Genomic DNA, 26,473 nt, shown 5'->3' on the forward strand with positions numbered 1-26,473 from the left:
AGCAAAATACAGCCGCTGAATGCTGTAGTCCTCTGTGGGGTAGGCATCGTCCACAATGGGCCTGGGAACGTCGATGACGACGCCGCCCACCATGTTGATCAGCTCCTGGAAGCCGGTGAAGTTGACCAGCGCGTAGTGGGAGATGTGCAGGCCGAAGTTCTGCTCCATGGTCCGCTCCGCGAGCCCAGCGCCGCCCCCCTCGAGGTGGCGCAGCTCGCCGAACGGGTACGCTTCGTTGATTCGCTGCTCGCCGAGGCCGGGGATTGGCACCCAGAGATCGCGCGGAAACGAGATCAGGGTGGCGTTTTTCCGCACCGGATCGATGGAAAGGACGCTCATCGTGTCCGTTCGCGTCGGGATCCCGGCCGCGCGCTCGTCCTCGCGCTGATCGACACCCATGAGCAGGATGTTGATCCGATCGGTGCCGGTCCAGTCCGGAATCCAGAAGAGTGGCGCGTCGCGGATCAGCTTCGACGGGTCGCGCACGTTCGACACGTCGAACGCGACGTGCGGGCTGGTCGAAAGCGCGGCGGCGGGCGCGCTCAGCGCGACGGTGCGCAGCGCACTCGCGAAGGCCGTGCCCCCGATCGACAGGCCGCCGCCTACGTATGCGACGTACGCGACACCCAGGACCACCCAGAGGGCGCGGCTGACGATCAGACGCATCCGGGAGCGCTAGGCGGGAGTGGCGGCATCGTCGCGGAGAGGGTGCCTTCCGCTTGCCTTTCGAGCCTGGATCCTGTCGACGTTCCAGAGGTCCGAGTAGTTCAGCGCGCGCGGGCAATGGCCGTAGGCTTCCTCCACCTCGACCACGATGCCCTGCAGAACGCTTCGGCTCAGGTCGGGATTGTAGACCTCATCCTCCACGGCGAGTCGACCCAACTCGTCACGTTCCACGATCCGCACCCGCCCATTGACCCGAACAACCTCCGAGATGCCCGGGATCAGGAAGATCAAGCCGACGTGCGGGTTGTCGTCCATGTTCAGGTATGACTGGAACAGCTTGTTTCCCTCGATGTCGGGGACCAGCAGGTGCCGGTCGTCCAAGATTCGGACAAAGCCCGGCTTTCCGCCTTTCGGCGATGCGTCACACCGCCCATCACTGCTGCTGGTCGCCATGACGATGAAGGGCGATTGACGGATGAAGGCTTTGATGCGCTCCGGGAGGTAGTCCGTCACCTTCATTTGGATCTTCTCGATCGGGAATCCGAATGACCGGGTAAATCGGTTGTCGAACGCCGGATCGCGCAGCTCAGTCATTCCGCCACCTTCCTCCCCGCGCCGGTTCGATTCTATCAACCCTGCCAGCATTATCGGAGCCATTTCGCCCAATCGGGACCTCTGGCATACTTGCGAGGCACCGCGGCCGCTTCGAACCGGCTGCCGCGGCCCGTAGGCCAATGTGCGGGGGCGCGTGATGCAGATCAAGCACGGACTGATTAGCTGCGATTCCCACGGTCAGCTCGATCGTGAGGCCTTCACCAGTCGGATGTCCGCCGCGCGGTGGGGCGACCGAATTCCGCAGGTGGTTGAAGTCGACAACGGACGAGGCGACCGCGTCCACCGCTGGTCCGTGAACGGGAAGATCCAGGGGCCGGGTCCCTTCGCCGGGGGAATCGTGAACTGTCCCGCGGCGATGAGCGATCCGTCCCGCCGCACACATCCGCAGCGCTGGGAAGAGGTCCCGAAGAAGGTCTACGACCCGGTCGAACGGCTGCGTGCCCTCGACGAAGATGGCGTCGACGCGGAGGTCTTCTACCCCAACAATCCCATCGCGAGCTTTAGCTTTCCCACAGACGACCCTGTCTTCGAGCTGGATTGCGTCCACGCGTACAACGACGCGATCTGTGAGTTCCGGCGTGTGAGCGATCGCTTCATTCCCCTGGCGCTGATCCCCTACCGGAATTCCATTGAGACGATCGTAGCGGAGGTGACCGACGCGGTCCGGAAGGGCGCCGGGGGCGTCATCATGCTGACCGAGCCGGGGATCACCATTCCCGGCGTCCCACGGACGAACGATCCGTTCTGGGATCCCTTCTGGGCGTGCTGTCAGGACCTGGGCGTACCCATCAGCTGGCACGGATCCGGGGGCCTCATCAGCGAGCTGGCGGTTCCCCTTTGGGAAGGGTACAACCGCGCCCAGGCTCACACGGCGCTGACGGCTCGGTTGTGCGTTACGCCCGCGACGATGATCTCGAATCTGCTGTTTTCGGGTCGTCTCGAGCGGTACCCGGGCTTGAAGTGGGTGTGCGCCGAGACGGGCATGGGCTGGCTCACGTACGTGCTCGAGAGCTGCGACCACGAGTGGGAGCGACGACAGCTCTGGCGCGACGGGCTGGAGACGCGGCCGAGCGAGGTGTTTCGCCGCCAGATCTTCGCCGATTTCTGGTTCGAGCGGGCGGGCGTCGAGCTCCGCGATTTCATCGGCGTCGACAACATCATGTGGGAGTCCGACTACCCCCACGTCACCTCCACCTACCCGGAGTCCCGGGATTGGGTCGAGCGCGTGCTCGTCGACGTGCCGGCCGAGGAGCAGCGGAAGATGCGGTGGGAAAACGCCGCCCGCCTTTATAAGCTGGACATCGAGTAGGAGCCGGCAGCGTGGATCTCAGGTTCGGGCTCATCAGCGCCGATGACCACGTTCAGGAGCCGCCCGATCTGTGGACAGCGCGGCTGTCGCGCGCAATCTGGGGTGACCGCGTGCCCCGCATCGAGGCGCAGACGGACGGGTCCGAGTGCTGGGTCGTCGACGGCCGGCGGGCACCGCTCGGGGGACCTGCTGAGCTGGGCGCGGCTCTCGCTGACCGGGCAGGGAGTCCGCTCCGATGGGAGGACGTGCCCGAATCATACTTCGTGCCAAGGCGGCGCCTGGAAGCGATGGACCGGGACGGCGTCGACTGCTCCGTGCTGTATCCGACGGCCGCGGGCGTAGCCGGCGAGACGCTCACGGCGATCCGCGATCGCGACCTGCAGCTCGCCTGCATCCGCGCGTACAACGACTGGCTCGTGGACGAGTGGGCAGCGTTCGACTCGCGGTTCATCGCCCAGTGTCTCGTGCCCCTCACGAGCGTGCCGGACGCCGTGGACGAGGTGGTCCGCGCCGCGGACAAAGGGCATCGCGGCGTTGTACTCCCCGCGATCCCGAGCTTTGAGACGGGCGTCCCTCACCTGAATGACGCTGCATGGGACCCATTCTGGGCCACGTGCGCGGAGCGCGCGCTTCCGGTCTGTTTCCACGCAGGCGCCCCCGGCCCCATCCAGATCAGCCCGGACCCGCGCCTCGCTCCGCGCCTCGCCGGCGCCTTTCGCGCCATCACGCGCCCCGCGAGTCACATCCCGGTCATGGTGAACTTCCTGATCTCTCGCATCTTGCTCCGGCACCCCGCGCTGCGCGTAGTCTTCGCCGAGAGCGCCCTCGGCTGGGTGGCCTATCTCCTCGAGTTCACCGACCACCAGTTTCGGGAGGACCGCGTTGATCGCGAGGGCTACGAGCTGAATCCGTCGGGGATGTTCCACCGGCAGTGCGCGGTCACCGGCTGGTACGATCGCGCGGCCGTCAGGACGCGCCAGCACATCGGCGTGGAGAACATTATGTGGTCGACGAACTTTCCGCTTACCACGTCAACGTGGCCGAACACGCGGGAGTTCGTCGCGCGCGCCATGGCGGAGGTGCCGGAAGACGAGCGCCGCCGAATCCTGTGGGGGAATGCCGCCGCCATCTACCGCCTGTAGACACTGTGAACGGGGGAAATCCATGGCCGCAATCACGCAGCAATCAACCGTCGAGAAGAGCTCATGGAATCCGCGGTCGGCGTACGAAAGCTGGATCGCCCGCCTTGGTCTGCCGATCCATCGAGGCCATCACGTCGACAACCTGGCGACCGTTGAGCTAGGGCCATGGCCCGAGCGGGGCTGCAACGCCGCTTTCCTCATGTTGAAGGGCATGGAGGACATCCACGAGGCGCGAATCGTCGAGATCCCGCCCGGTCGGACACTGACGCCGTCGCGGCTCGCTCTGGAGGAGCTGGTCTACGTCGTAAACGGGCGCGGGCTCTGCAGCGTGTGGGGAGCTGAGGGACTGCCAAAGCGCTCCTTTGAATGGGGCGCGCACAGCATCTTCATGGTGCCGCCAAACTACACGTATCAGCTCGCCAACGCCCACGGAGCCGAGCCTGCGCGGCTGCTCATCACGAACTATCTTCCCCTCGCGCTCCAGGCGCTCCCAGACCTCGATTTCTTCCTCGATAACCCGAGGGTCGACCTCAGCATCCTGTACGGCGAGAACGACAGTCCCTATTCGAGCGCGGTCGTGACGCACCCGTTGGGCAATCGCGCAGGCCTGCGGAACCTGTGGATCGGCAATTTCTTCCCTGACATGGCGACCTGGGACAAGCTCGAGCCCTACCGCACGCGGGGCGCCGGCGGGACGACGGTGTATTTCCGGTCGAAGACCGGGAAGGGTGGCCACATGTCCGTCTTCCCGCCCCGTCGGTACAAGATGGCGCACCGACACGGCCCCGGTCGGGTGATCGTGATTCCGTCTGGCGAGGGCTATACGATCCTGTGGCCGCCCGGCGGCGAGAAGACCATCGTGAATTGGCAAGAGGGGACGGTGTTCACGCCGCCGGAAGGCTGGTACCACCAGCACTTCAACGTCGGCGTGTCACCCGCCCGATACATCGCCTTCGGACCGCCACGCATCCTCGCGGGGAAAGGCGATCGCATCGAGGACCTACAGATCTCGTACCCGGAGGAGGAGCCGTGGATTCGGCAGAAATTCGAGGAGGAGCTGGCGAAGCAGGGACTCACCTCCGACGTTCCACCCGAGGCCTATCGCGACCCGGACTACGCGTGGGACTATGGCGACGATGGAGACTGACTTGCGCGTTCCGATGGACCGGGCTATTGTCAACGTGCGTTGGGAGATCCCGAAGGAGTTGATCGTTCATGGCAATTGAGACTACCGCGCCGCAGCCATACGTCACGGCCTCTGGTGGGCAGAGCCGGACGCCCTACGAACAATGGATCGCGTCCACCGGTGTGCCGATCCATCGGGGCTACTATATCGAGGACGCGCGGACCATCGAGCTGGGCCCGTGGCCCGAACGGGAATGTAACGCTGCCTTCCTCGTCCTCGCGGGACAGGAGGGCGTGAGCGAGGCGCGCATCACCGAGATCGCGCCGGGCACCACGCTGCCGCCCCTGAAGTTCGCCCTGGACGAGGTCATCTACGTGGTCGAAGGCCGCGGGCTGACGACTGTGTGGGCCGGCGAGGGAGGTCCGAAGAAGACGTTCGAGTGGCAAAAGCACAGTATGTTTCTCGTTCCCCGGGGGACCACGTATCAGATCAGCAGCACGCAGGGCAATCAGCCTGCGCGCCTGCTCCACTACAACTACCTGCCCATCGCGATGAACATCGTCCCAGACCCCGGCTTCTACTTCGCCAACACCTACATCGATCCGAAGATCTCGTCGGGCGAGGATTACTACTCGGAGGCGAAGTCCTTTGTTCCGGAGGGGTCCAGAACGGGGCGCGTGATCTGGTATGGCAACTTCTTCCCCGACATGCGGGCGTGGGACAGACTCCACACGTATGAGGAGCGCGGCGCCGGGGGGCTTCGCGTGGGCATCCAGTTCGCCAACTCCACCATGTGGAGCCACATGTCCGTATTTCCATCGCGGACGTACAAGAAGGGCCATCGCCATGGACCGGGCGTCGTCATCATCATCCCGGGTGGCGAAGGCTACTCCATCATGTGGGAAGAGGGTAAGGAGAAAGTGGTGGTGCCCTGGCACGAGGGCAGCGTCTTCGTACCGCCGAACCGCTGGTTCCATCAGCACTTCAATCTGGGCGCGACCTATGCGCGATACCTCGCCTTCCACGCGCCCCGTGGTGTGGCGGGCCGGAGCGAGCGGGTGGAGGACCTGGCGCGGGATCAGATCGAGTACCCGGACGAGGATCCCTTCATCCGCAACAAGTTCGAAACGGAGCTGAAGGCCCGCGGCCTCTCGAGTCTGATGCCGAACGAGGCCTATCGCGATCGCGACTACAAATGGGACTACGGCGAGGGCGACTGACCGCAATCGGCTGGGCTGGGCGCCGGCCAATGCTCAGCCAAGGGAATACGACACGGGAGTGGCCCTTGGGTCGTCGGTTCGTGTTGCTGTGCGCTGCGGTCACCATTGCCGCCACCCTCGGCTGCGGGAGCCGACCGGCAAGGGACCCGTCGCGAGCTGACGCCACGTCCCCATCCGCGACCGGGCCGAAGCGAATCGTCGCGGCGATCATGAGCGACCCGCCCACGATCAGCGCCCACTTCATTCTCGCCGGGTCCGGGACGATTCCCGGCGGTGACGCGATGACTGGGCTGCTCGATGCCGGCCTCACGGTCACCGACGATCATGGCGACCTCCGCCCACAGCTCGCCGAGCGCGTTCCGTCGGTTGAGAACGGGTTCTGGACCGTGCACCCCGATGGCACGATGGAGACCGTGTGGAAGATCCGCGGCGGCGCCCAATGGCACGACGGATTGCCGCTTACGAGCGATGACATCCTCTTCACCGCCGGTCTGGCGCAAGACAGGGATCTGACCTTCTTTCACGATCCGGCGATCGAGCCGGTCGCCGCGGTCGACGCGCTGGATGCGCAGACCGTGCGGGTGGCGTGGGCGCGCCCCTACATCCAGGCGGACCACCTTTTCGGCCTGTCGACGATCTCGCCGCGACCGCGCCATCTGCTCGAGCCGATCTTGCAGAGCGCCGAGGATAAGACGTCGGTGTTTCAGGCGCCGTACTGGACGACCGATTTCGTCGGCGCGGGACCGTTTCGCCTGCGGGAGTGGGTGCGCGGGAGCCACCTGATTATGGAGGCGAACGACGCGTACGTTCTCGGGCGTCCACACCTCGATGAGATCGAAGTGCGCTTCATCCCCGATCCGAACGCGCTCGTCGCCAACGTCCTGGCCGGCACCGTCGAGCTGACCATGGGGCGAAACATCTCGCTCCAGCAGGCGATGCAGCTTCGTGACTCGTGGCGCGACGGCCGGATCGACGTGGGATTCACGGACTGGATCGCGCTCTACCCGCAGCTCCTGAATCCCAGCCCCGCGGTGCTCTCGGACGTGGATTTCCGCCGCGCGCTTCTGTACGGCCTGGATCGCGAACAGCTCGTCGAAACGCTCCAATACGGGCTCGTTCCGGTCGCGCATAGCTTCGTCAATCCCAACGAGTCCGTCTACCCAGAGATCGAGGACAGCGTCGTGAAGTATCCGTATGACCCGCGCCGCGCAACGCAGCTCATCGAAGGACTGGGGTATGCGAAGGCTGGTGACGGGATCTACCGCGACGCTGTCGGCCAGCAGCTCTCGCTCGAGGTGCGCACGAGCGGCGGGGACGACACGCAGGAGTCCGGTGTCATCTCTGCGGCCGACGCGTACAAGCGGTTCGGAATCGCGGCGGAGCCCTATCTCATTCCGCAGGCGCAGCGCAACGACCGCGAATACAACGCAACCTATCCAGGCTTACGTCTGTGGCGCCTCCCCAACGATCTGGGGCGTGTTGATCGGTACGCCAGCAGCGATGCGCCGTTACCGGAGAACCACTTCAGCGGAGCGAACCGCTCGCGGTACATCAATCCCGAGTTCGATGCGCTCGTCGATGCCTATATGACCACGATTCCGCTGGCTGAGCGAGTTGGATGGCTACGGCAGATCGTGCACCACATGACCGACCGCGTGATCATTCTCGGGCTTTGGTACAACACCGAGGCCATCGTGATCGCGAATCGCATCACGGGTGTGGCGAACAAGCGGACCGGAGACGCGGACCTGCCGTGGAACGCCGAGCAGTGGGACGTGAAAAACGTGGCCGCGTAGGGCGGGCGTCCCTCCGAAGGCGGCGGCGAGAGAGGAGAGAAATCGATGTTGACGGCTGAAGAGAACGAACTGCTGACCCGGGTCGGCCCCGGGGCGCCCGCCGGCGAGTTGTTCCGCCGCTACTGGCTCCCGATCGCCGTCGCGCAGCAGCTTTCCGACGAACGGCCGACCACGTTCGTCCGCGTGCTGGGAGAGGATCTCGTTCTCTTTCGTGACAAGCGCGGCATGGTGGGACTCATTGCCGACCATTGCTCGCATCGCGGTGCCTCGATGCTGTACGGCCGCGTGGAGGAGCGGGGGATCGCCTGCGCCTATCACGGCTGGCTCTACGACACGAAGGGCAATTGCCTGGAAACGCCCGCGGAGCCGTCCGGCAGCATGTTTCACTTGACTGTGAAACATCGCGCCTATCCGGTCCAGAAATTCCTCGGCCTCTACTGGGCGTATCTCGGGCCGGAGCCCGCGCCGCTCATCCCCCCGTACGACATCTGGGTCCGAAAGGATGGCACCCATCGCCTCTACGTCCAGCCTCAGCTCGACTGCAACTGGCTCCAGCCGATGGAGAACTCCGTCGACCCGAGCCACTCGCGAATCCTGCACGCCGACGTGACCGCTCGCCGCCGCGGGCTCACCATCGCGAACACGACCCGGGGAAAGACCGACGAGGTCGAGTATTTCGACTTCACCGAGCTGCCCATCGGCATCATGAAGAAACGAGTCTCCCGCAACGGGCACCTGGACGAGCATCCCCTGATCTTTCCGAACATCTTGCGACACGGAAACGATACCCAGATCCGGGTTCCCATCGACGATACCCACACGTGGGTCGTCTTCGTGAATTTCGAGCCAAGCGAGGACGGCAGCATCGTAGAGGACGGGGACGAGCTGCCGGTGGAGTACCTCGGCCCGTACAAGGAGCCGGCGGCCGCGCGCTATCCATGGACGCGGTACACGATGGACGACGTTCAGCCGCAGGACCACATGGCCTGGGAGTCGCAGGGCCCAATCGCGGACCGCTCCGTGGAGCGACTGGCGACCTCGGACCGCGGAATCGTGATGCTGCGACAGATGCTCCGTCGGGAGATCGAGAAAGTCCAGCGGGGCGAGGATCCCATCGGCATCGTGAGGGATCCCAACCTCCACATGATCGACACGAACCACACGGCGCAGATGGTGGAGTGGAGTGAGGCCGCCCGCCGGCGCGGGCACGAGCCCTACAGCGCTCCGGTGCGCTGAGGGGCGCCCAGGGTGCTTTGCGCGGGATTTCCAGCCGCGCGTTCCGTGGGCGGAGGGGAGCGATGGGCAAGCTGGCGCTGACGCTCGCCTGCGGCGGTTACGATCGCACCCAGGCCCTCATGGACGGGACCGTCGCCATCGAAGGCGTCGACCTGAACTACCTGCGAATCGAGCCGCCAGGCGAGATCTTCTGGAGGCAGGTGCGCCACGACGAGTTCGATGTGTCGGAGCTGACCATGTCGGCGTACATCATCGGGCTTTCGCGGGGCGACGACCGGTTCGTGGCCATTCCCGTCTTCCCGCTGCGCCTCTTTCGTCATGCATTTATCTGGGTGCGAGACGACGCGGGAATCATCACACCAACTGACCTGCGGGAAAAGCGAATCGCGATTCCCGAGTACCACATGACCGCCATGCTCTACATTCGCGGCATGCTCCAGCACGACTACGGCGTTCTGCCCGAGGAGATCGACTGGTACCGAACCCGCGTAGAGCGGGTGGAGCTCAACCTCTCACCGAAGATCCGGATCAGCGACGCCCAATCTGCCAATTGGGAGGAGATGCTCGCGCGCGGCCAGCTGGACGGGACGATGGGGACGCGCGCGCCTCGGGCGGCGGGAAGCGACTCTCCGGGCGTGCGTCGGCTCTTTTCGGAGGTACGCGACGTCGAGGCGGACTACTATCGGCGCACCGGAATCTTCCCCATCATGCACGTCGTCGCCATGAAGCGAGAGATCTACGAGCGCAACCGATGGGTCGCCAAGGCGCTCCTCGACGCGTTTGAGGCATCCAAGGCACACGCGTATGCCCGCATGCGCGACGTCTCCGGCATCTATTCTCTCCCATGGCTCAGCGTCGAACAGGACCGGACGCGCGCAATCTTCGGGGCGGACCCGTATCCCTACGGGCTAGAGCCGAACCGGACGACGCTCGAAGCGGCAACGCAGTACTCCTACGAGCAGGGGCTGAGCGCGCGCAAAGTCTCGGTGGAAGAGATGTTCGCGCGCGAAACCGTCGACGTGTTCGTCGAGCACTGAGCGCCCGACATTCCACATGTGCCGCGCCGGGTAGCGGGCGTTGGTACGGTAGATACCTGTCAATATTTGTCCCCGCGTGGATTTTTCTCTCCACATGTTTTGACGTGACGAACGCCGCGGAGTAGGTTAGATCCGTGCGGCATGCACCTGTCTCCCTTGCTCCGCGCTCAGGGAGGCGTGCCCCTCGTGATCGCACGAGACAGGATGGAGGAGGAGGAGTACCATGCGTAGTGTCTTCCGGTCCCTACTGGCGGCGATCTTTGGTTTGGCGTTGATACTCCCGCAGGCCCGGAGCGCCTCGGCGGCAGGGCCTACGGTGCTGAAACCGTCCGTCAAGATCAACATGCCCGGTCTTCCGCTCAACCTGGCCAATCCCCGCGGGACCGGATTGAGCACCGACTTCATTCGGTACGACCCGGTGACCCGACTCATCTACCTGACCGACGGCGCGAACAAGTCCGTCGACGTATTCAACAGCGTCGGTCAGCAGATGGTGGGACGGATCACCGTGCCCGACTCGCCCCACGACGCCATCACCGACGACAATCTCGGCGTGCTCATGGTCCCCTTATCCAACAAGAACGTCGCCATCATCAATCTCCAGACTCTGGCCGAGAGCGATGTGACGGTGGGCGGCGCCAGCATCGCGGATCTGGCAGGGTATGATCCCGCGACCCACATTCTTGTGGTTGGAAGCAAGGGAACGCCTCCGCAGCTCTCGTTCATCCATGTTGATCCAGCAGGAAGCACGCTCCTGGGCCAGTTCCAGACGGTGAGTCCTGAGGAGCCGCGGTTCTTCAACGGGAAGTACTACGTCTCGGCGCCGAACCAGATCCTCGTGGTCGACGCAACAACGCGGTCGATCGTGCAAACCCTCAGCGTTCCCGGCTGCAGCGGGCACGGTTATGCGCAGGGGCCGGGGTCGGAGTTCTACCTGGGCTGCACGGCGGGCGGGGTGATCGTCAATCTGGCGACACTCTCGATCGTTGCCCACTTCGATCCGAGCGCCATCAGCGATACCGACCAGCCGACCTATGACGCGAAGAACAACCGCTACTATGCGCCCGGACATATCACGCGTAACGGCGCATCGGTGGCCGTGATGGCGGTGATCGACGCGAGCACCCATCAATTGCTCAATACCTTCGACATCGACCCGGGCTCCGAGACGCAGGCTGCCGCCGATGCGAACGGAGTCGTCTATGTCGCGACCGCGCCGGCCCTCGGCGGGGAGTGCCTCAGCATCTGCCTCTTCGGCTACGAGCCATCGGCTCCGGCCGGCAAAGACTTCACGGTTACCAGCAGCGGCGCAGGCTCCGTCTCGCTGAGCTGGACCGGCGGGCTCGGTGACTCGAGCTTGCGGATCAACCGCTTCACGGCCTCTGGTACATCCCTCGTCGCCAGCCCCGCGGTACTGTCTACCTCGGCCACCGACACGCTGCCCGCGGGGACGAACCTGGCGTGCTATCAGCTTCAAGCGCTGGGCGCCACGAGCGCGGTCATCGCGCAATCGGATATCGAGTGCGTGGTGACGAATATCGCGTCGCCGAGCCCCCTGACGGCCCCAATGCCAATCAGTATCGTGCTGCACCAGGGGTCGGTCGCGACGGTATCATGGGGAGCGGCGCCGGGGGTCACGAGCTACCTCTTCGCCGAGCTTCGATCCGGGCGCGTTCAGGTATTGACGCCCGGACAGCTCACGGCGACGGACGCCCTGTCCGGCGCGGACTGTTACGTCGTCATCGGTCGGGGTTCGACGACGAGCATGAGCGACGGCGTGTGCGCAATCGGCGGCGCCGCGACCGTCGCAACGGACTCGCGCAGCTCGAGACACTAACGAACGGGCGGGGTGACGAGCACGCCGCGGCGTGCTCGTCACCCCGCAACCGGCCGGGCTATTCAACGAAGAGGCCTGCACGACGGTTCAGGGCCTCGATGGGCACGCTCCAATTGGGTCCACGGGAGCAAGTCACGAGGTCGACAGAAGAGGAGCCGCAGACGGCATCCTGGGTCGGCAGAAGAACAGGTCGCAGCAGATCCGTGAAAGGAGCAGTCATGCAATTTGCGCGAAGGGCGCTTCTCGGGGTGTTCCTCGTCGCGACGGTGTCTCTCGTCAACATCTTTCCGGCAGCAGCGGCGCCCGACGGGATCGTCAGGCTCGTCTCGGTGCCGGGCTTGTCGAACAACTGGAGCTTCGACATCACCTGGGTGGACTCTCCGTCGCACCGCGCCTTCATCGCTGATCGGGACAACAAGGGGATTACGATCATCGACACGAACAACGCGCGGTACCTGGGCACGATCAAGGGCTTCGCAGGGCCATTGCCGAACAATACCGGCGGCCCGAATGGCGTCGTCGCGGCGCCAGATCTCAACGAAGTGTGGGCCGGCGATGGCGATAGCACGCTGAAGGTTGTGGATCTCGGAACCCAAGCGATCACCCACTCCATCCCGACCGGCGGCGTCAAGCGAGCGGACGAGCTGGCGTACGATCCCGAGCACCGCATCATTCTCGTGGCGAACGATGCCGATAACCCCCCGTTCCTCACCTTCGTGAATGCGCAAACGTTCGCCGTCCTGGGTCACATTCCGCTGCCGCAGGCCACAAATGGGGTCGAGCAGCCCCAATACGACACGGGGCTCCACAAGTTCTTCCAGGCAATCCCAGCGACGGTCGCAAATCCGGGCGGCGAGCTCGACCGAATCGACCCGCTGACGATGCAGATCGAAGCAACCTATGGGCTGCAAAACTGCGGTCCGAATGGGCTCGCGATCGGCCCCTCCGAGACGGCGCTCCTTGGCTGCAACCATTCGGCGCCCGGGACTCAGATCAACTCACAGATTATCAGCCTTACCACGGGTACGGTGTTGCGGACCATCACCCAGACCGGCGCGCCCGACGAAGTCTGGTACAACCCGGGTGACCACCGCTACTACCTTGGCGCGACAGGGTGGACGTCGACGGGCCTTGTTGGCGGACCGAATACACCCGTGCTCGGAATCATCGATGCGCTGACGGGCACGTTTGTCGCCAATATTCCCACTGGAACAAACCGCGCCGCCTCGGTGGCGGTTGATTCCTCTAACAACTTCGTGGTGCTTCCGCACCGCGCAGACCTGGGCCAGCCCGCAGAAGTACGGATATACGCCCCCATGGGCGGGGAGGCCTTCTCGCTCACCGCGAAGGGGCCCACCAGCTCGGGCGAGGCGCTCCTGACCTGGTCCCCGGCCACCGTCCAGCCTCGCTACGAGCTGTCGCGGCTCACTCCGTCTGGCGTCACGACGCTCCAGATATCTGGGGGGAGTACTTCAGCCTTCGTCGACGGCATTCCGGTCGGGACACCGTGGGCCTGCTATCAGCTCGCGTCGATCGACGCGCTGGGAGCCACGGCGGCGAAGTCGGATGAGCTGTGTGAGCTGCCAGGCACAGGGTTCGGAACGCCTCCAGACCAATTCACCATTCAGCTGAATCAATCACCGACGGCGTCTCTGTCATGGAAGTCCGTCGCGGGCGCGTCCAATATCCTCGTCGTGCCCTTGGGAACCAGCCGACTTCAGGTCCTTCCGGGATCGGCCACGTCCACGCAAGACGCGACAGGGGGTTCGCTGACGTGCTACGGTCTTGCCGACCTGCAGGGGGCGAGCCTGGCCGGCGTGGCGCCTATTCTGTGCGCGATTCCAGGCCAGTCTCAGTAACGAGTCGCGTGGCTGGCAATGGCGGGGGGCGGATTCCGCGCGCGCAGGCAGCGCGACCGCCCCCCGCGCGTGTGTTGCGCTCCGCGGGGGCCGCGCGCAGGCTATGCGCGTCGCGGGCGTTGGCTTGCCGTTTCGGCTGGGAAGCCCCGACCAATCAGGAGCTTACCCATGGGTCATTACGTTCGGAGCATGCTCTTGGCGGTGACGACGTACGCGCTTCTGGCGTGCGCGGTCGATTCACCACGTGCGCAGACCTCATCTCAGCCAGCCAACCCAACGGCGCCCAAGGTCCTCAACATCGTCGGCAGCGAGCCGTCGGTCATCGGGAATTTTCCCGGCGTGCGCGGAGGGACGGGCAGCCACGAGGGCATCGCGAATGAGTTTCTGACGGCGATCGACCCGCGCGGCGAGGTCATCCCGCGTCTCGCCGCGGAGACGATATCGGTCGAGACGGGCACCTGGCGGGTCAACCCCGATGGGACGATGGATACGATTTGGTCAATCCGCCCCAACGTCAAGTGGCAGGACGGCTTCCCTTTCACTGCCGACGATCTCCTCTTCACGTACACCGCCTACAAAGATCCGTCTCTCCCTTCGTTTTACGGAGTGGCGCTGGATCTCATGACGTCGGCGGAGGTCATCGACCCGCTGACCTTCGCGGTCCACTGGTCGCAGCCGTACTTCCAGGCGAATCTCGCGCCGGGCCTGGACCCGATGCCTCGACACCTCCTGGAGGCCGCCTATCTCAACGACAGGGAAGGTCTGGACTCGAACCCCTACTTCCGACAGGACTTCGTGGGTACGGGCCCGTACCGCATCAAGGAGTGGGTGGGAGGTTCCCACATTACGTTCGAGCGCAACGACCTGTACTATCTGGGCCGCCCGCCGCTCGACACCGTCGTCCTCACCTTCATCAAGGACAAGAACACGGTTCTGGCCAATCTCCTGGCCGGAAGCCTCGACGTCGTGTACTTCAAGGACGCGCTCGACGTGGACGCAGCGCTAGAGCTCAAGGATCGCTGGGCAGGGACCAGAAATACCGTCAGCTTCGTTCCAACGGAACGACTGATCTCCGTGGAGCCCCAGTTCCGAAGGGACGTCGCGCGGCCGCAGCTCGGGGCGACCGAGCGCGACGTGCGCGAAGCGATGCTGCGCAGCATTGACCGGCCCGCGCTCGTCGAAACCATCACGCATGGCCTCACCCCGGTCGCGGACAGCTGGATCACCCCGACGAGCAGTCTCGCGGACGTGGTGCGGAACGTTGCTCCGCATTACGACTACGATGTCGGTCGCGCGCAACAACTGCTGGCTCGGGCGGGCTGGGGAAAGGGGCCGGATGCGACCCTCGTCCACCAGACAACGGGGGAGCGGTTCGACTTCGATCTCTGGAACCGGTTTCAGCTCGTCAAGGAACAGACCATCGTCGCCGATTACTGGAAGGCGATTGGGATCAACGTCAACATCCGTCAGTACCTGCAAAACGACCGAGACCTGCAGGCGCACATCACGGGCGGACAGATGTTGGACCAGACGATCGCGGACTTCACGGTCGCCCGACTGCGCAGCGCCGACGTGTCCAGCGAAGCCAACGGCTACCGCGGGCGAAACGTCGCCGGGTACAGCAATCCGCGATTCGACGAGCTGCTCGATCGGCTCCACGCCACCATCGGGGCCCAGGAGCAGGCGGAAATCCACGCAAGCCTCGTGCGAGAAGCATTCACGGATCTCGCCGAGCTGCCCCTGTACTTCCAGGTGACGGCGCTCGTGGTGCGTGAGGGCTGGAGTGGGTCCCCACCAGGCGGTGGCGCCGGACTGTACTGGGACCTCATGAGCTGGGACAAGCGCGGCTAACTGGCCGAGACCAGGGGCGACGCGGGGCGGTGGCTGCGTCCTGAGGGGAGGTTCCGTTAGGGACGCGCGAGCGCGCGGTTCGCCTTCTCCACGATCTGCTGCTGCGCCTGCGCCGCGGTGAGCTGGCCGGTCATGATGCCGGTGATCCCATCCTGGATGATCTGGCGGACCTCTTGCCATCCGCGCACGCTGGGCTCGACCCTTGCCCACTTTGCGACGTCGAGAGCCGCTTTGAAGTGGGGGTTCTCGTTCAGATATCGAGAGGCGTCCGGTGTCTCGACCGCCGACTGCCGCACCGGGAAGTAGCCGTTCGACGGGTCCAGCCCCCATCGGGCGGTGACCTCAGGTTTCGTGAAGTACTTCACGAATAGCCACGCGGCGAGCTGCTTCTGCGGCGTTGACTTCAGGATGCTGACGTTTGCGCCGAACAGCACGGTCGCCTTTTTGTCGGTGGTGCCCTGCGGAATGATGCTGACTTCCCACTTGTGGTTGTCGGCGAAGCCCGCGCTAAGCCGGGGAATGTTGGTGCTGGAGCGAATCATGTACAGCGCTTTGCCGGAGAGGAGATCGTTCTGGTCGTCAGTACCCTGGACCTGGTACGCGAGCTTTTCCCGTGCAAGGGTTTCGTAGAGCTGCAGCGTCTTTGTCGTCGCCGGCTCATCGAGTCGTGTCTTTTTCCCGTCCGCGCTGACGAGCTCTCCGCCGTAGCTGTAGACGATCGCGTCGAAGGTTGAGGCGTCGATGGACATGGCGTAGCATTGGCGGCTCGCCGCGACCGCCTTCCGACAATGGTCGATGAATTCGTCCCACGTCGCGGCCGGATGATCGAAGCCCAGCGATCGGAGCACGTCCATGTTGGTGAACAGCACCAGGTCGCTCTTTGTGTACGGAAACGTCAGTGCCTTCCCACCGTACTGCGGGAACTTGATCGCCTCCATGAATGAGGACGTGTAGTCCTGGAGCTCCTGGTTGCTGAGGCCGTAGGCTGCGCTATGAATGTAGTCGTCGAAGGGGATGAGCGCGCCGGCCTCGTAGTACTCGGCTGCCTGGCTCTCGTAAGCGGCCACGAGGTCCGGCGCGGCGTTCGCCTGGATGGCCGAGAGCGTCTTCTGGTACAGCTTGTCATAATCTCCGACGCTTTCCGCCCGGATTCGAATGTTTGGATTCTCCGCCATGAACTCGTCGATGATCTGCTGCTGAAGGACTTCCGAGTCTCCAACCTGTCGATGCCAGAACAGCAGCTCGACAGGCTGCGTAATGCGCACGGCGTCGACGTTTCCCGCAGTCGGAAGCTGGCCGGGCGCTCCGCCTCCGCCGCCGCACGCCGTCAGCAAGGCGAGGCCCAGCACGAATGACATCTCGACGAACCGAATCGGCCTCATGGTCAGCCTTTGAGCCCCGAACGCGAAGCCGCGTCGATGAAGTATCGCTGGGCGAAAAGAAAGATGGCCAGCATCGGGGCCATCGTCAGCGTCGCCGCCGCCATCCAGAGGTGGTACTGGACACGTGCGTCCGATTGGAACGCGGCGAGCCCCACCTGCAGGAGCCGCATGTTCGGGCTCCCGGTGACGATCAGGGGCCAGAGTAGCGCGTTCCACGCTCCATGAAAGGTGAGCAAGCCCACGGTGATCAGGCCGGGTCGCGCCATGGGGACCGCCACGCGCCAGAGGAAGCCGAAGCGACCACAGCCGTCGATCTGAGCGGCATCCCACAGCTCGTCGGGGATCGACAGGAAGAACTGGCGAAGCAAGAAGATGGCGAACACGCTCGTCATCCATGGAACGATGAGCGCCAGGTACGTGTCGTACCAGCCCAGGTTCTTGAGAATGATGAAGTCGGGCACCAGGAGCACTTCGACCGGAATCATCATCGTGCCGAGAAAGCAGATGAAGAGGAGATTCTTCCCCGGAAACGGAATGCGGGCGAAGGCATACGCGGCGAGCGAGCCGGTGACGAGCACGCTTGCTGTCTGTCCGGTTGCGACGACCACGGTGTTCAGCAGGTAGCGGCCAAAGGGCGCTGCCTGCCATGCGCGCCCAAAGTTGTCCCACATCCACACAGTGGGCCAAAGGGTCGGCGGAAAGGCGCTTGCCTCCTCGAGACCTTTCAGCGCCGTCGTCAGCATCCAGTAGAAGGGGAAGAGCATGAGGGCGCCGCCCAGGATGAGGGGCAGGTGCAGGAGCCACGAGCCCACGACTCGGCGTGGCCTGCGTCGCTCCTCGCCCGACCGGCTGACCGACAGAGAGACGGCCGCTGGCCCGCTGGGGGCCCGTCGCGTGACACGGGGAAGGGTGGTCTGCATCGTGCCCCTCTTACTGATAGTGGACACGGGGCCCCAGGACCCGAACCTGGACGATGGTGAGACCGAGCACGATGAAGAACAACAAGAAGGCGACCGCGGACGCGTATCCGAGCCGCGTGAATTCGAAGAAGTTCTGGAAGATGTACATGGTCGCGTTCCGCGTGGTTCCGAGCGGACCGCCGTGGGTTGGATCGGTCATCACGTAAATGCTGCTGAAGCTTTGGAATGCGCCGATTGTCGAAACGACCATGAGAAAGAACAAGGTCGGCGAGAGAAGTGGAAGCGTGACGTGGCGCAGGATGCCCCATGACCCCGCGCCGTCGATGCGGGCGGCGTCATAGACCTCGCCAGGTATGTTGGCGAGGCCTGCAAGCACCACGACGATGCTAAACCCGATGGTGTGCCACACGGTGAAAACGATGATGCAGACGAGCGCCAGGCTCGGCCCCGCAAGCCACGCCGGCGGCGCGACCCCAAAGGGTTGCAGAAGCAGCTCGACGACGCCCCGGGGCTCCAGAAGCCACTGTTGAGCGGGAACACCGATGAGACCCAGCCCGAAGTTCAAGATCCCGTATTGGGCGTGGAAGATCCATCGCCAGACGAGCGCCGCTGCGACGACCGGCGTGACGTACGGAAGGAAGTACACGAGCCGATAGAGCACGCGGCCTCGGATGCGTTGCGATAGGGCGTAACCGATCGCAGTCGATAGCACAAGGTTGGCGACGATGACGCCCAGCGCGTAGTAGACGGTGACTTTCAGCGAGTCCCAAAACTCTGGATTTGTCAGCGCATTGGCGTAGTTCGCGAGGCCGGTGAACCCTCCTTGCTGGATACGCCAATTGAACAGGCTGATGTAGAAGGCGTAGAAGATCGGCAAGAAATGAAAGGCGAGGAGGATGACAAAGGCCGGCAGGACGTACAGGTACGCTTGGAAAGCCCCTCTGCCTTGCGCCGCTCCGTCGCTCTGAAGTGCCAGCTTCACGGCCGAGCGCCGGGCCATCGTGTGTGCGATCGCTCGTCTCGCGCGTTACACATGAACGGTCACGCCCGCTCCGCTACCCGCGCCTGACTCCAACCGACCGCCAGACTCCGGGTCGAAGAAGATGGCGCGGTTCGGTTCGACGGATATCGCCATGTGATCACCCACGGTGACGCGCATCCTCGGATCGACGCGCGCGACGAAGCGCGTATCCCCGGCGCATAGATGGACGAGCTGCTCGCTGCCGAGCGGCTCGACGACGTCGACGGTTGCACGGCCAACGTTCCCACCACCGGACGATTGGCTTGGCGTGACTTGGACCGCTTCGGGGCGGACGCCGACGATGACCGCGTCTCCCTCGCTCCGGGCGATTCCGGGAGCGAGTGGGACTGAGAAGGTGTCCGTCTCAGCGCGAAGAGCGCCGGCGTGTGCGTGTACGCGCCCCGGGAAGAAGTTCATGCCGGGGCTTCCGATGAAACCGCCGACGAACAAGTTGGACGGGGAATCGTAGATCCGTTGCGGCTGGTCCACCTGCTGGATCGAGCCGGAGCGAATGACCGCGACCCGGTCCGCCATCGTCATCGCCTCTGTTTGATCGTGCGTGACGTAAATCACCGTTGCCTCAAGGCGCCGCTGAAGCTTCACGATCTCCGACCGTGTTTGCAGGCGTAGCTGTGCATCCAGGTTCGAGAGCGGCTCGTCCATGAGGAAGACCTGCGGCTCGCGGACGATGGCTCGGGCGAGCGCCACACGCTGGCGCTCGCCGCCGGAGAGCTGCCGAGGCTTGCGCTGGAGCAAGCGCTCCAGGTCCAGCATCGCCGCCGCTGCGCGCACCCGACGATCGATCTCGGCCCGAGGCGTCTTCCGCATCCGGAGGCCGAACGCCATGTTGTCGTATACGCTCATATGCGGGTAGAGGGCGTAATTCTGAAAGACCATCGCGACGTCGCGGTCGCGCGGCGGGAGGGCGTTGACGGGGCGGTTGCCGATCACGATCTCGCCTGCGCTGGGCTCCTCGAGGCCGGAGATCAGGCGCAAGATCGTGCTCTTCCCGCAGCCCGACGGCCCGAGGAGGACCATGAACTCGCCGTCCTCGACGTCGAGGGAGACGTCGTCGACGGCGGTTACGACGCCGAATCGCTTCGTAACGCCGCGCATCTGTACGCTGGCCAACGATGCTGCCCCCTGTGGACGATTCCGTCGATGGCGATATGAGCCGCCCGGCCCAAGTATACGGAGCGCGTGCCGAGCAGTTCTCTATACTGCCGGGGAGTGAATTTGCGGGGTGGAGGATGGTGGACGCCAGCCGCGATTTGGCCCGCGCGCGTGTCGATCAGGTTGGGAGCCTCCTGCGTCCGTCGTGGCTGAAGGACGTCTATGCGCGCCACGGTCGGGGAGAGGCAACAGACGAGGAGCTGCGCGCCGCGCAGGACGAGGCCGTCCGAGCGGTCGTCGCGCGGCAGGAAGCGATCGGTTTCCCGATCGTCACCGACGGTGAGCTGCGGCGACTGAACTTTCAGGACAGCTTCTCCGTCTCGGTCAGCGGCTTCGCCGCGACGCCCAGCACCGCGCAGTTTCACGAGCAGCGGGTCGAGGGCGGCCGCCCGGGACAGCGCTGGGACCCGGGGTACGTGGGCGAAGGGCCTGCCGTGGTGCACCGTCGGCCGGTTGTGGAGCGGATCGCCCTGGCTCGAAATCTGCCGCTCGAAGAGTTCCGCTTCACTCATGCGATTGCCCACGCGCCGGTCAAAGTTACCCTCATTGGTCCGGATAGGATCAGCCAGCGTTTCGACGCCGAGGGTTCGCGCGCCGTCTACTCGGACGTCCAGAGGTTCGTCGACGACGTCGTCCGAGTGGAACGGGCGATGATTCAACAACTTCAGGACGCCGGCTGCCCCTACGTCCAGATCGACGCGCCGGGCTACACCGCGTACGTGGATCCGCCGTCGCTGGCGCAGATGCGCGTGCGCGGCGAGGATCCTGACGCCGCCATGGCGCGGTCGATGGCCGCCGACAATGCCATCGTCGATTCGTTCCCCGGCCTCCTGTTCGGAATCCATCTCTGCCGCGGAAATCAGGCAGGTATGTGGCACCGCGAGGGGCACTACGATGCGATCGCGGAGCGATTATTTTCCACGCTCCATCACCAGCGCTTCCTCCTCGAGTACGACACCGAGCGAGCGGGGAGCTTCGAGCCCCTGCGGTTCGTGCCGCGCGACAAGATGGTGGTGCTCGGCCTCGTCAGCACGAAATCCCCAGAGGTTGAAGCCGAGGACGAGCTGAAGCGACGAATCGAGGAGGCGAGCCGGTTCGTTTCCGTCGATCAGCTTGCCCTCAGCCCGCAGTGCGGCTTCGCGTCCGACATCGTGGGCAACCCGCTCAGTGAAGACGACCAATGGCGGAAGCTCGAGGTCGTTCTGGCGGTCGCTCGAGACGTGTGGGGCGCGCCGGCAGCGACCCAATAGGTTGCCACGAGTGCTCCCCGTGGCTCATAACCATTTCGAGGGGCAGTGCAGCACGCGGTGGAAACAGAACCATCCGTCGCGCCGCGCCGTATTCCAACATAGGAGGTCAGCTTCTGATTGTCGATCCCACCCGAGCGGCCAAGACCATCGCACGTCGTCGAGTAATCAACCGCACCGCTCTGGGGCTGCTCATTGCCAGTCTGGTTCTCGCGGCGTGCGCGTGCTCGTTTCTTCCCATTGGTGCGCCGCAGACCCCCACGAGCTCCGGCAAGGATTTCACCGTGGTCGCGTATCAGGGGCAGGACGTGTTTGGCGGCCAGGAGGTGAAATTCTCGAACGTGCTGGGTCGGGGGAAGCCAATTGTTCTCAACTTCTGGGGCGGGAAATGCCCGCCGTGCCGGGCCGAGATGCCAGAGTTTCAGAAGGTCGCCGACGACTTTGCGGGCAAAGTGACCTTCGTCGGCATCGACGTCGGCCCGTTCACCGGATTGGGGACCCACGATGACGCTCAGAAGCTTTTGAAAGATCTCGGAATCCGCTACCCTGCGGGATACGCCGTTGACCCGTCGCCGCTCCAGCCGTACGGGGTTCGCGCCATGCCGACGACGGTGTACATTAGCGCAAAGGGCGACATCGTAGACACCGTGAATGGCGCGGTCCGCGAGCCGCAGCTCCGCGCGGCCGTTCAAGAACTGCTGGGCGCCACATGATCTCAGCCCGCGTCCCACAGGAGCGCATGGGCCTCGCGGTTTCGGCAGCCGTGCTGCTGGGCGCGGGGTTGGCCGCGATCGTGACGGGGCCCCACCTCGGCCAGATCAATGGCGGAGTCGAGTCCGTTTCGTCGATCTCGGGTTCTGCGCTCGGCCGCCTGGCAAACGTTCTGCCTTTCGGCTACGCCTTTGGCGCGGGCATGGTCGCGGCGGTGAACCCGTGCGGCTTCGCGCTCCTTCCTGCCTACCTCGCGCTGTTTGTCGGAGCAGCGGGGGAGGCTGGCGCATCGCGTGGCTTCTTCCCACGTCTTGGGCAGGCGTTCCTGGTGAGCGGGGTGATGACGGCCGGGTTCGTCCTGGTATTTGGCGGCGCGGGGCTTGCCCTCGGCGCTGCCTCGTCGATGCTGACCGCGTTCCTTCCGTGGATCGGGCTCGTCGTGGGAGTCGGGCTGATCGGCGCGGGCGGACGAATGGTGGCGGGGATCGGGCTGTATACGAACCTGGGCGACCGCATCGCCGATCGCCTGGGCTCGCGGTCGACGGAGCCGGGTCCCCGCGGCTATTTCGCGTACGGGCTTGCGTACGCTGCAGCATCCCTCAGCTGCGCGCTCCCCATCTTCCTTGGCGTCGTAGCCGGCGCGCTCGCGACGGGCGGCGCGGCCTCGGCGACGTTCCAGTTCGTTCTCTATGCCCTGGGAATGGGGACGGTCGTGACGGCGCTGACGGCCAGCATTGCCCTCGTTCGTTTCGGGATTGTGAATCGCGCTCGATCCCTCGTGCGATTCGTCGAACCGGCGAGCGGGGCGCTTCTCCTCCTCGCCGGCGGCTACGTCGTCTACTACTGGCTCACGCTCGGCGGCATCCTGCAGAGCTGGCGCCCGGGATAACGCGCGGCCGACGACTTCGCTCAGTCGTCGGTCGTCGACTGCACCGGCTGCAGGATGCGGCAGGCGTCGAGACCGGGATCCACGTTGATCGAGTCCTTGTCCTGAAGGATCGAGCGAATGACGCCGTCCGCGTCGATGGTGAAGGTCGTCCGCTTGACCAGGTGGCGGCTCGCGTCGTAGACGCCGTATTCGCTGGCGACTTCGGCCGTCCAGTCTGAGAGCACAGGAAGCGTCGTTCCGATCGAGTCGGCGAAGGCGCGGGCGACGTACGGATTTTCCTGGATGATTCCCAGCACCTGCGCATTGGCTTGGTTGAACTCGGACTCACGGTCCGAGTAATTCGTCAGCTCCTCTGTTCAGCCCCCGCTGAAGGCCCAGACATAGAAGGCAAGCTGGACCGTCTTTCCTCGGAAGTCGCTGAGCGTGACGCGGTTGCGATTCTGGTCCTGCAGGGTAAAGTCGGGTGCGATGTCACCGACCGCGAGCTGGTGGCGCGGTGCGCTTGTGGACTGCGCCGTCGCGGGCGCCGAGGCGCTCGGGGCGGTGATCGGTTGGCACGCCGCGACCACGATCGAGGCGAGAAGCGCAATCATGATCCATCGATGAGCCATGGCCTGACCTCGGGAACATCTGTACCGGTTGAACAGGAGCACGAGCGCCAAACCGGCCTTCGTTGTTTGGCGCGCGCCCATGGTACGCGGTGAAGCGGGCCGCGGATTCACGGGGGGCGGTCAATCGTCGAGCACCGCGACGGCCTGGATCTCAACGAGCATCTCCGGGCGCGCGAGGGAGTGGACGCCGATGAGCGCGCTCGCCGGGTAGCCTTTCGAGAAATAGGCTTTGCGCAGCTCGACGAACTCGTCGCCGAACCGACTATCCGTGATGAAGACCGTCATGGTGACGATGTCGTCCAGCGTGCCACCGACTTGCGCGAGGGTGTCGCGAATACGGGTGAAGGCCGCGTGCGTCTGCGCGGCGAAGTTGCCCGCGAGGGAGTTTCCCTGCGCATCGTTCGCGCCTCCAACACCGGCGAGGTAGACGGTCGTGCCACCCTTTGTTCTCACCGCCCGCGAATAGGACCGCGATGACTCGCGCTCACCGGCCAGGTGCTCTTTGCTCATACGTCCTCCTACTCCCATCGCCACTGGTGGACGTTCCAGGTGGTTCCCACCTGGGGTGGCCAGCGACGCCCGGGACCGACGAGTCCCTTGCGCACGGCCACAGACTCGGGGTTGTACAGAAGCCCGAAGATTCCGACGTCCTCCGTCATGACCTTGAGGGCGTCCACGACAGCGTCGGCGCGCTCGGCCGGATCGAGGGAGGTCGATGCCAGAATGTAGTTCCGATCATAGTCGGCGTTCTTCCAGCAACCCCGGTTTGTTCCGACGTATCGACGCTCCGCGACGGCGCACTGATCCGAATGAGCGACGTTCATCGTCTGCGGGATGTCGATGGGGCCGGCCGTCACGTTGAGGCCGGGGAAGCTCACCCGGTACTCGGTATCGGAGATGCGCGACTGGGGCACGGTCGTTTGCACCACCTGAACGCCAACCTGGGCCAAGTTGGCGCCCATGATGCTGCCTTCCTGCTCGTTGTCGGCGCCGGCCGTCGTCCACAGATCGACCGCGAACGCTTGGCCGCCCGCGTTCACCAGATTGTCGCCGCGCCGGGTCCAGCCCGCCTCCTGGAGGAGCGCCGCTGCCCGCTGCGGGTCGTACGGGTATTTGGCGATCGCCGCGTCGACGCGGGGAAACAGCGGATCACTCGGCGCCATCATCACATCGGCGACGCCGGACATCCCCTCCGTCATGACCTGGGCGAGCGTATCCCGATCGATCCCATGCACCAGGCCTCGTCGGACGCGAACATCGAAGAGCGCCGGCTGACCATTTCGGGTCGGGTCGAACTGTATTTGCGCGAACTGGAATCGCGCGGGCATCGTGATGACCTGGCCATCACCGGACTGCTGCCACTGCTGGCGCACGGTGATCGCCTGCTGCTGGCCCAGCGTAATCCCGAGCGTTGCGTCAATCGAGCCGCTCAGCAGATTCGAGACGAGGGTGTTGGCGTCTGGGATGATGCGCATCACCAGCTCATCGATCGCCGGCTTCCCCATGAAGTAGTCGTCGAAGGCGCGATAGATCAACTGAGCGCCGGGGTCCCATTCCGTCAGCCGGAATGGCCCGTCGCCCACGTAGGCCGGGCTGGTCCAGAACGAGCTGTTCAGGAATGCGTCGTGATCGCCGGCGTCATAGAGAGCGCTCAAGATATGGTCTGGGAGCGCTTCGAACTGACGGGTGATCAGCTCGTCCGCCCATGGGTAGGGCGCCTTCCAGTACATCTGGAACGTCTTCCCGTCGAGCGGCTCGACGCGGTCCACAAAGCGCTCCGGCTCGCGCTCCCGCATGGGAATGAGCGGATCAGCGTAGACGCGGCCTGCGAACGCGAAATCCTGGGATGTGACGGGGAATCCATCGTGCCACTTCGCGTTGTCGCGAATGTGCCACGTGGTCGTCATCGTTCCGTCGGGATTGACCGTCCAGGTGCCGTCGTCCCGAGAAGGCAATGCGAACGCCAATAGGGGGCTTCGGTTTCCCTGGGCGTCCTTCAGGACGAGCGGGCTGTTGCTCAAAAACCCGTATTCACCGCCGTACGTCCGCTGGGGCTCGAGCTTGCCAGCGAGGTTGGTGATCTCCTGCCCGATGGCGACCGTGACGGTTGACTTGTGGGGCGCCGTTCCGCTGGATGGCGGAGACACCGCGCCCGGGCTCGATGTTGAGCGAGCTGGCGCACACGCGGCGATGCCGACGATGAGCGCCGCGCCGATGATCGATGTGAGCGGACTGCGCGCCACCGCGCGTCGCCGTGCGCACCTCATGAGTTACCTCCTAGACAACGCGCCGAGGGGGTCGGCTCCCCCGATGGTCATGGCCGTGCGAAGTGACCCACTAGTATCGCCGCGAGTGCGACCGTGCGCCAGCCGGTGCCCATCAGCGCTGGACGCGCCATTGCGCCGGGTCCAGGTCCGGGGATAGGAAGATGAAGATGCTACGGCGTGGCCCCTCCAGGTCGCGCGTGATGTGGCCCTGGCCCGACGTATCGTCGGCGAGGAGGACATCTCCGGCGCCCATGCGGCGCTTGCTGCCGTCGCCGCACTCGATCTCCACAAGCCCGCTGAGGTTCACGACGAACTGGCGCCGTGGCGCGGGGTGGTAGTCCAGCGCGCCGCCCACTGGCGTCTCGCGGAACACGACGTTCGTAGCGGCGATGGGGGCCGAGTTGGTCCCGTAGTTGACCGGGTTCAGCGGGATGTCCAGGTCTTCAAAGTGCGATCGGCCGTCCTCACCGGTGTAGATCCAGGTGCACTTCATCGCGTCTCCTTTTGCCCGCCTTGCGCCGTGATTCGTTGTGCTCCCTTGCAAACCGTCACGCAATG

The 26,473-nt window shown here is 64.7% G+C and carries 23 protein-coding genes; 13 read left to right on the top strand and 10 right to left on the bottom strand.

Annotated features, from left to right (window positions below; all coding sequences use genetic code 11):
* Together VFC51_03565 and VFC51_03570 are read right to left on the bottom strand one after the other, a co-directional pair.
* The coding region (locus VFC51_03565) for an LCP family protein (GenBank protein ID HZT06083.1) at nt 1-666 on the bottom strand (666 nt) is incomplete at its 3' end.
* 9 nt (nt 667-675) lie between these two features.
* A complete protein-coding gene (locus tag VFC51_03570) occupies nt 676-1,260 on the bottom strand; it encodes a pyridoxamine 5'-phosphate oxidase family protein (GenBank protein ID HZT06084.1) in 585 nt (194 codons plus the stop codon).
* Nucleotides 1,261-1,417: 157 nt separating this feature from the next.
* On the opposite strand from VFC51_03570, the gene VFC51_03575 reads away from it, so the two are divergent.
* From VFC51_03575 to VFC51_03620, 10 genes are all read left to right on the top strand, one after another.
* Nucleotides 1,418-2,590, top strand: coding sequence for an amidohydrolase family protein (locus VFC51_03575; protein ID HZT06085.1), 1,173 nt, complete (start codon nt 1,418-1,420; stop codon nt 2,588-2,590).
* Nucleotides 2,591-2,601: 11 nt separating this feature from the next.
* Nucleotides 2,602-3,732: an amidohydrolase family protein gene (locus tag VFC51_03580; GenBank protein HZT06086.1), complete on the top strand. Its 1,131-nt coding sequence runs from the start codon at nt 2,602-2,604 to the stop codon at nt 3,730-3,732.
* Nucleotides 3,733-3,754: 22 nt separating this feature from the next.
* The gene (locus VFC51_03585) at nt 3,755-4,879 is read left to right on the top strand and encodes a cupin domain-containing protein (GenBank protein HZT06087.1); all 1,125 of its coding nucleotides are present in this window, start codon (nt 3,755-3,757) and stop codon (nt 4,877-4,879) included.
* 68 nt (nt 4,880-4,947) lie between these two features.
* Nucleotides 4,948-6,078, top strand: a complete 1,131-nt coding sequence (locus VFC51_03590; protein HZT06088.1) for a cupin domain-containing protein — start codon at nt 4,948-4,950, stop codon at nt 6,076-6,078.
* A gap of 65 nt (nt 6,079-6,143) precedes the next feature.
* Nucleotides 6,144-7,874 carry an ABC transporter substrate-binding protein gene (locus VFC51_03595; GenBank protein ID HZT06089.1) on the top strand — a complete coding sequence of 577 codons (1,731 nt, stop codon included), beginning with the start codon at nt 6,144-6,146 and terminating at the stop codon, nt 7,872-7,874.
* Nucleotides 7,875-7,919: 45 nt separating this feature from the next.
* Nucleotides 7,920-9,110 carry a Rieske 2Fe-2S domain-containing protein gene (locus VFC51_03600; GenBank protein ID HZT06090.1) on the top strand — a complete coding sequence of 397 codons (1,191 nt, stop codon included), beginning with the start codon at nt 7,920-7,922 and terminating at the stop codon, nt 9,108-9,110.
* A gap of 62 nt (nt 9,111-9,172) precedes the next feature.
* Complete coding sequence (locus tag VFC51_03605; GenBank protein ID HZT06091.1) at nt 9,173-10,147, top strand: ABC transporter substrate-binding protein; 975 nt, start codon at nt 9,173-9,175, stop codon at nt 10,145-10,147.
* Nucleotides 10,148-10,370: 223 nt separating this feature from the next.
* Nucleotides 10,371-11,984: a hypothetical protein gene (locus VFC51_03610; GenBank protein ID HZT06092.1), complete on the top strand. Its 1,614-nt coding sequence runs from the start codon at nt 10,371-10,373 to the stop codon at nt 11,982-11,984.
* 218 nt (nt 11,985-12,202) lie between these two features.
* Nucleotides 12,203-13,843, top strand: a complete 1,641-nt coding sequence (locus VFC51_03615) for a hypothetical protein (protein ID HZT06093.1) — start codon at nt 12,203-12,205, stop codon at nt 13,841-13,843.
* A gap of 168 nt (nt 13,844-14,011) precedes the next feature.
* The gene (locus tag VFC51_03620; protein ID HZT06094.1) at nt 14,012-15,694 is read left to right on the top strand and encodes a peptide ABC transporter substrate-binding protein; all 1,683 of its coding nucleotides are present in this window, start codon (nt 14,012-14,014) and stop codon (nt 15,692-15,694) included.
* Between the two features lie 56 nt (nt 15,695-15,750).
* Here the strand turns inward: VFC51_03620 and VFC51_03625 are convergent, their stop codons facing one another.
* The 4 genes from VFC51_03625 to VFC51_03640 all read right to left on the bottom strand — a co-directional run bounded on the left by VFC51_03625 (nt 15,751) and on the right by VFC51_03640 (nt 20,148).
* On the bottom strand, nt 15,751-17,076 hold the full coding sequence (locus VFC51_03625) for an ABC transporter substrate-binding protein (GenBank protein ID HZT06095.1): 1,326 nt from the start codon (nt 17,074-17,076) through the stop codon (nt 15,751-15,753).
* A gap of 2 nt (nt 17,077-17,078) precedes the next feature.
* On the bottom strand, nt 17,079-17,840 hold the full coding sequence (locus VFC51_03630) for a carbohydrate ABC transporter permease (GenBank protein HZT06096.1): 762 nt from the start codon (nt 17,838-17,840) through the stop codon (nt 17,079-17,081).
* Between the two features lie 166 nt (nt 17,841-18,006).
* Nucleotides 18,007-18,978, bottom strand: coding sequence for a sugar ABC transporter permease (locus tag VFC51_03635; GenBank protein ID HZT06097.1), 972 nt, complete (start codon nt 18,976-18,978; stop codon nt 18,007-18,009).
* Between the two features lie 45 nt (nt 18,979-19,023).
* The gene (locus tag VFC51_03640; GenBank protein HZT06098.1) at nt 19,024-20,148 is read right to left on the bottom strand and encodes an ABC transporter ATP-binding protein; all 1,125 of its coding nucleotides are present in this window, start codon (nt 20,146-20,148) and stop codon (nt 19,024-19,026) included.
* Nucleotides 20,149-20,270: 122 nt separating this feature from the next.
* On the opposite strand from VFC51_03640, the gene VFC51_03645 reads away from it, so the two are divergent.
* The 3 genes from VFC51_03645 (at nt 20,271) to VFC51_03655 (ending at nt 23,037) form a co-directional block, all read left to right on the top strand.
* Entirely contained in the window at nt 20,271-21,440 is a 1,170-nt protein-coding gene (locus tag VFC51_03645) for a methionine synthase (protein ID HZT06099.1), read from the top strand.
* A 281-nt stretch (nt 21,441-21,721) separates the two neighbouring features.
* Nucleotides 21,722-22,150: a TlpA disulfide reductase family protein gene (locus VFC51_03650; GenBank protein ID HZT06100.1), complete on the top strand. Its 429-nt coding sequence runs from the start codon at nt 21,722-21,724 to the stop codon at nt 22,148-22,150.
* A complete protein-coding gene (locus VFC51_03655; protein ID HZT06101.1) occupies nt 22,147-23,037 on the top strand; it encodes a cytochrome c biogenesis protein CcdA in 891 nt (296 codons plus the stop codon). Before VFC51_03650 ends, VFC51_03655 begins: the two co-directional genes overlap by 4 nt.
* A 20-nt stretch (nt 23,038-23,057) precedes the next feature.
* Here the strand turns inward: VFC51_03655 and VFC51_03660 are convergent, their stop codons facing one another.
* From VFC51_03660 to VFC51_03675, 4 genes are all read right to left on the bottom strand, one after another.
* A complete protein-coding gene (locus tag VFC51_03660) occupies nt 23,058-23,729 on the bottom strand; it encodes a redoxin domain-containing protein (GenBank protein ID HZT06102.1) in 672 nt (223 codons plus the stop codon).
* Nucleotides 23,730-23,768: 39 nt separating this feature from the next.
* The gene (locus tag VFC51_03665) at nt 23,769-24,158 is read right to left on the bottom strand and encodes a RidA family protein (GenBank protein ID HZT06103.1); all 390 of its coding nucleotides are present in this window, start codon (nt 24,156-24,158) and stop codon (nt 23,769-23,771) included.
* An 8-nt stretch (nt 24,159-24,166) separates the two neighbouring features.
* Nucleotides 24,167-25,915 (bottom strand): ABC transporter substrate-binding protein, encoded by a 1,749-nt coding sequence (locus VFC51_03670; protein HZT06104.1) that lies wholly within the window; start codon nt 25,913-25,915, stop codon nt 24,167-24,169.
* Between the two features lie 112 nt (nt 25,916-26,027).
* Nucleotides 26,028-26,408: a hypothetical protein gene (locus VFC51_03675; protein HZT06105.1), complete on the bottom strand. Its 381-nt coding sequence runs from the start codon at nt 26,406-26,408 to the stop codon at nt 26,028-26,030.
* Between the last annotated feature and the right edge of the window lie 65 nt (nt 26,409-26,473).

Source organism: Chloroflexota bacterium (genome assembly GCA_035652535.1).
In the GTDB taxonomy this organism is placed as follows: domain Bacteria; phylum Chloroflexota; class UBA6077; order UBA6077; family SHYK01; genus DASRDP01.

What these genes read in the sequence shown, in the direction of transcription:
- VFC51_03625 (HZT06095.1), bottom strand. Translation starts at nt 17,076, where the DNA reads ATGAGGCCGATTCGGTTCGTCGAGATGTCATTCGTGCTGGGCCTCGCC.
- VFC51_03590 (HZT06088.1), top strand. Translation starts at nt 4,948, where the DNA reads ATGGCAATTGAGACTACCGCGCCGCAGCCATACGTCACGGCCTCTGGT.
- VFC51_03675 (HZT06105.1), bottom strand. Translation starts at nt 26,408, where the DNA reads ATGAAGTGCACCTGGATCTACACCGGTGAGGACGGCCGATCGCACTTT.
- VFC51_03615 (HZT06093.1), top strand. Translation starts at nt 12,203, where the DNA reads ATGCAATTTGCGCGAAGGGCGCTTCTCGGGGTGTTCCTCGTCGCGACG.
- VFC51_03665 (HZT06103.1), bottom strand. Translation starts at nt 24,158, where the DNA reads ATGAGCAAAGAGCACCTGGCCGGTGAGCGCGAGTCATCGCGGTCCTAT.
- VFC51_03585 (HZT06087.1), top strand. Translation starts at nt 3,755, where the DNA reads ATGGCCGCAATCACGCAGCAATCAACCGTCGAGAAGAGCTCATGGAAT.
- VFC51_03630 (HZT06096.1), bottom strand. Translation starts at nt 17,840, where the DNA reads ATGCTCTTCCCCTTCTACTGGATGCTGACGACGGCGCTGAAAGGTCTC.
- VFC51_03605 (HZT06091.1), top strand. Translation starts at nt 9,173, where the DNA reads ATGGGCAAGCTGGCGCTGACGCTCGCCTGCGGCGGTTACGATCGCACC.
- VFC51_03610 (HZT06092.1), top strand. Translation starts at nt 10,371, where the DNA reads ATGCGTAGTGTCTTCCGGTCCCTACTGGCGGCGATCTTTGGTTTGGCG.
- VFC51_03655 (HZT06101.1), top strand. Translation starts at nt 22,147, where the DNA reads ATGATCTCAGCCCGCGTCCCACAGGAGCGCATGGGCCTCGCGGTTTCG.
- VFC51_03600 (HZT06090.1), top strand. Translation starts at nt 7,920, where the DNA reads ATGTTGACGGCTGAAGAGAACGAACTGCTGACCCGGGTCGGCCCCGGG.
- VFC51_03575 (HZT06085.1), top strand. Translation starts at nt 1,418, where the DNA reads ATGCAGATCAAGCACGGACTGATTAGCTGCGATTCCCACGGTCAGCTC.
- VFC51_03620 (HZT06094.1), top strand. Translation starts at nt 14,012, where the DNA reads ATGGGTCATTACGTTCGGAGCATGCTCTTGGCGGTGACGACGTACGCG.
- VFC51_03570 (HZT06084.1), bottom strand. Translation starts at nt 1,260, where the DNA reads ATGACTGAGCTGCGCGATCCGGCGTTCGACAACCGATTTACCCGGTCA.
- VFC51_03670 (HZT06104.1), bottom strand. Translation starts at nt 25,915, where the DNA reads ATGAGGTGCGCACGGCGACGCGCGGTGGCGCGCAGTCCGCTCACATCG.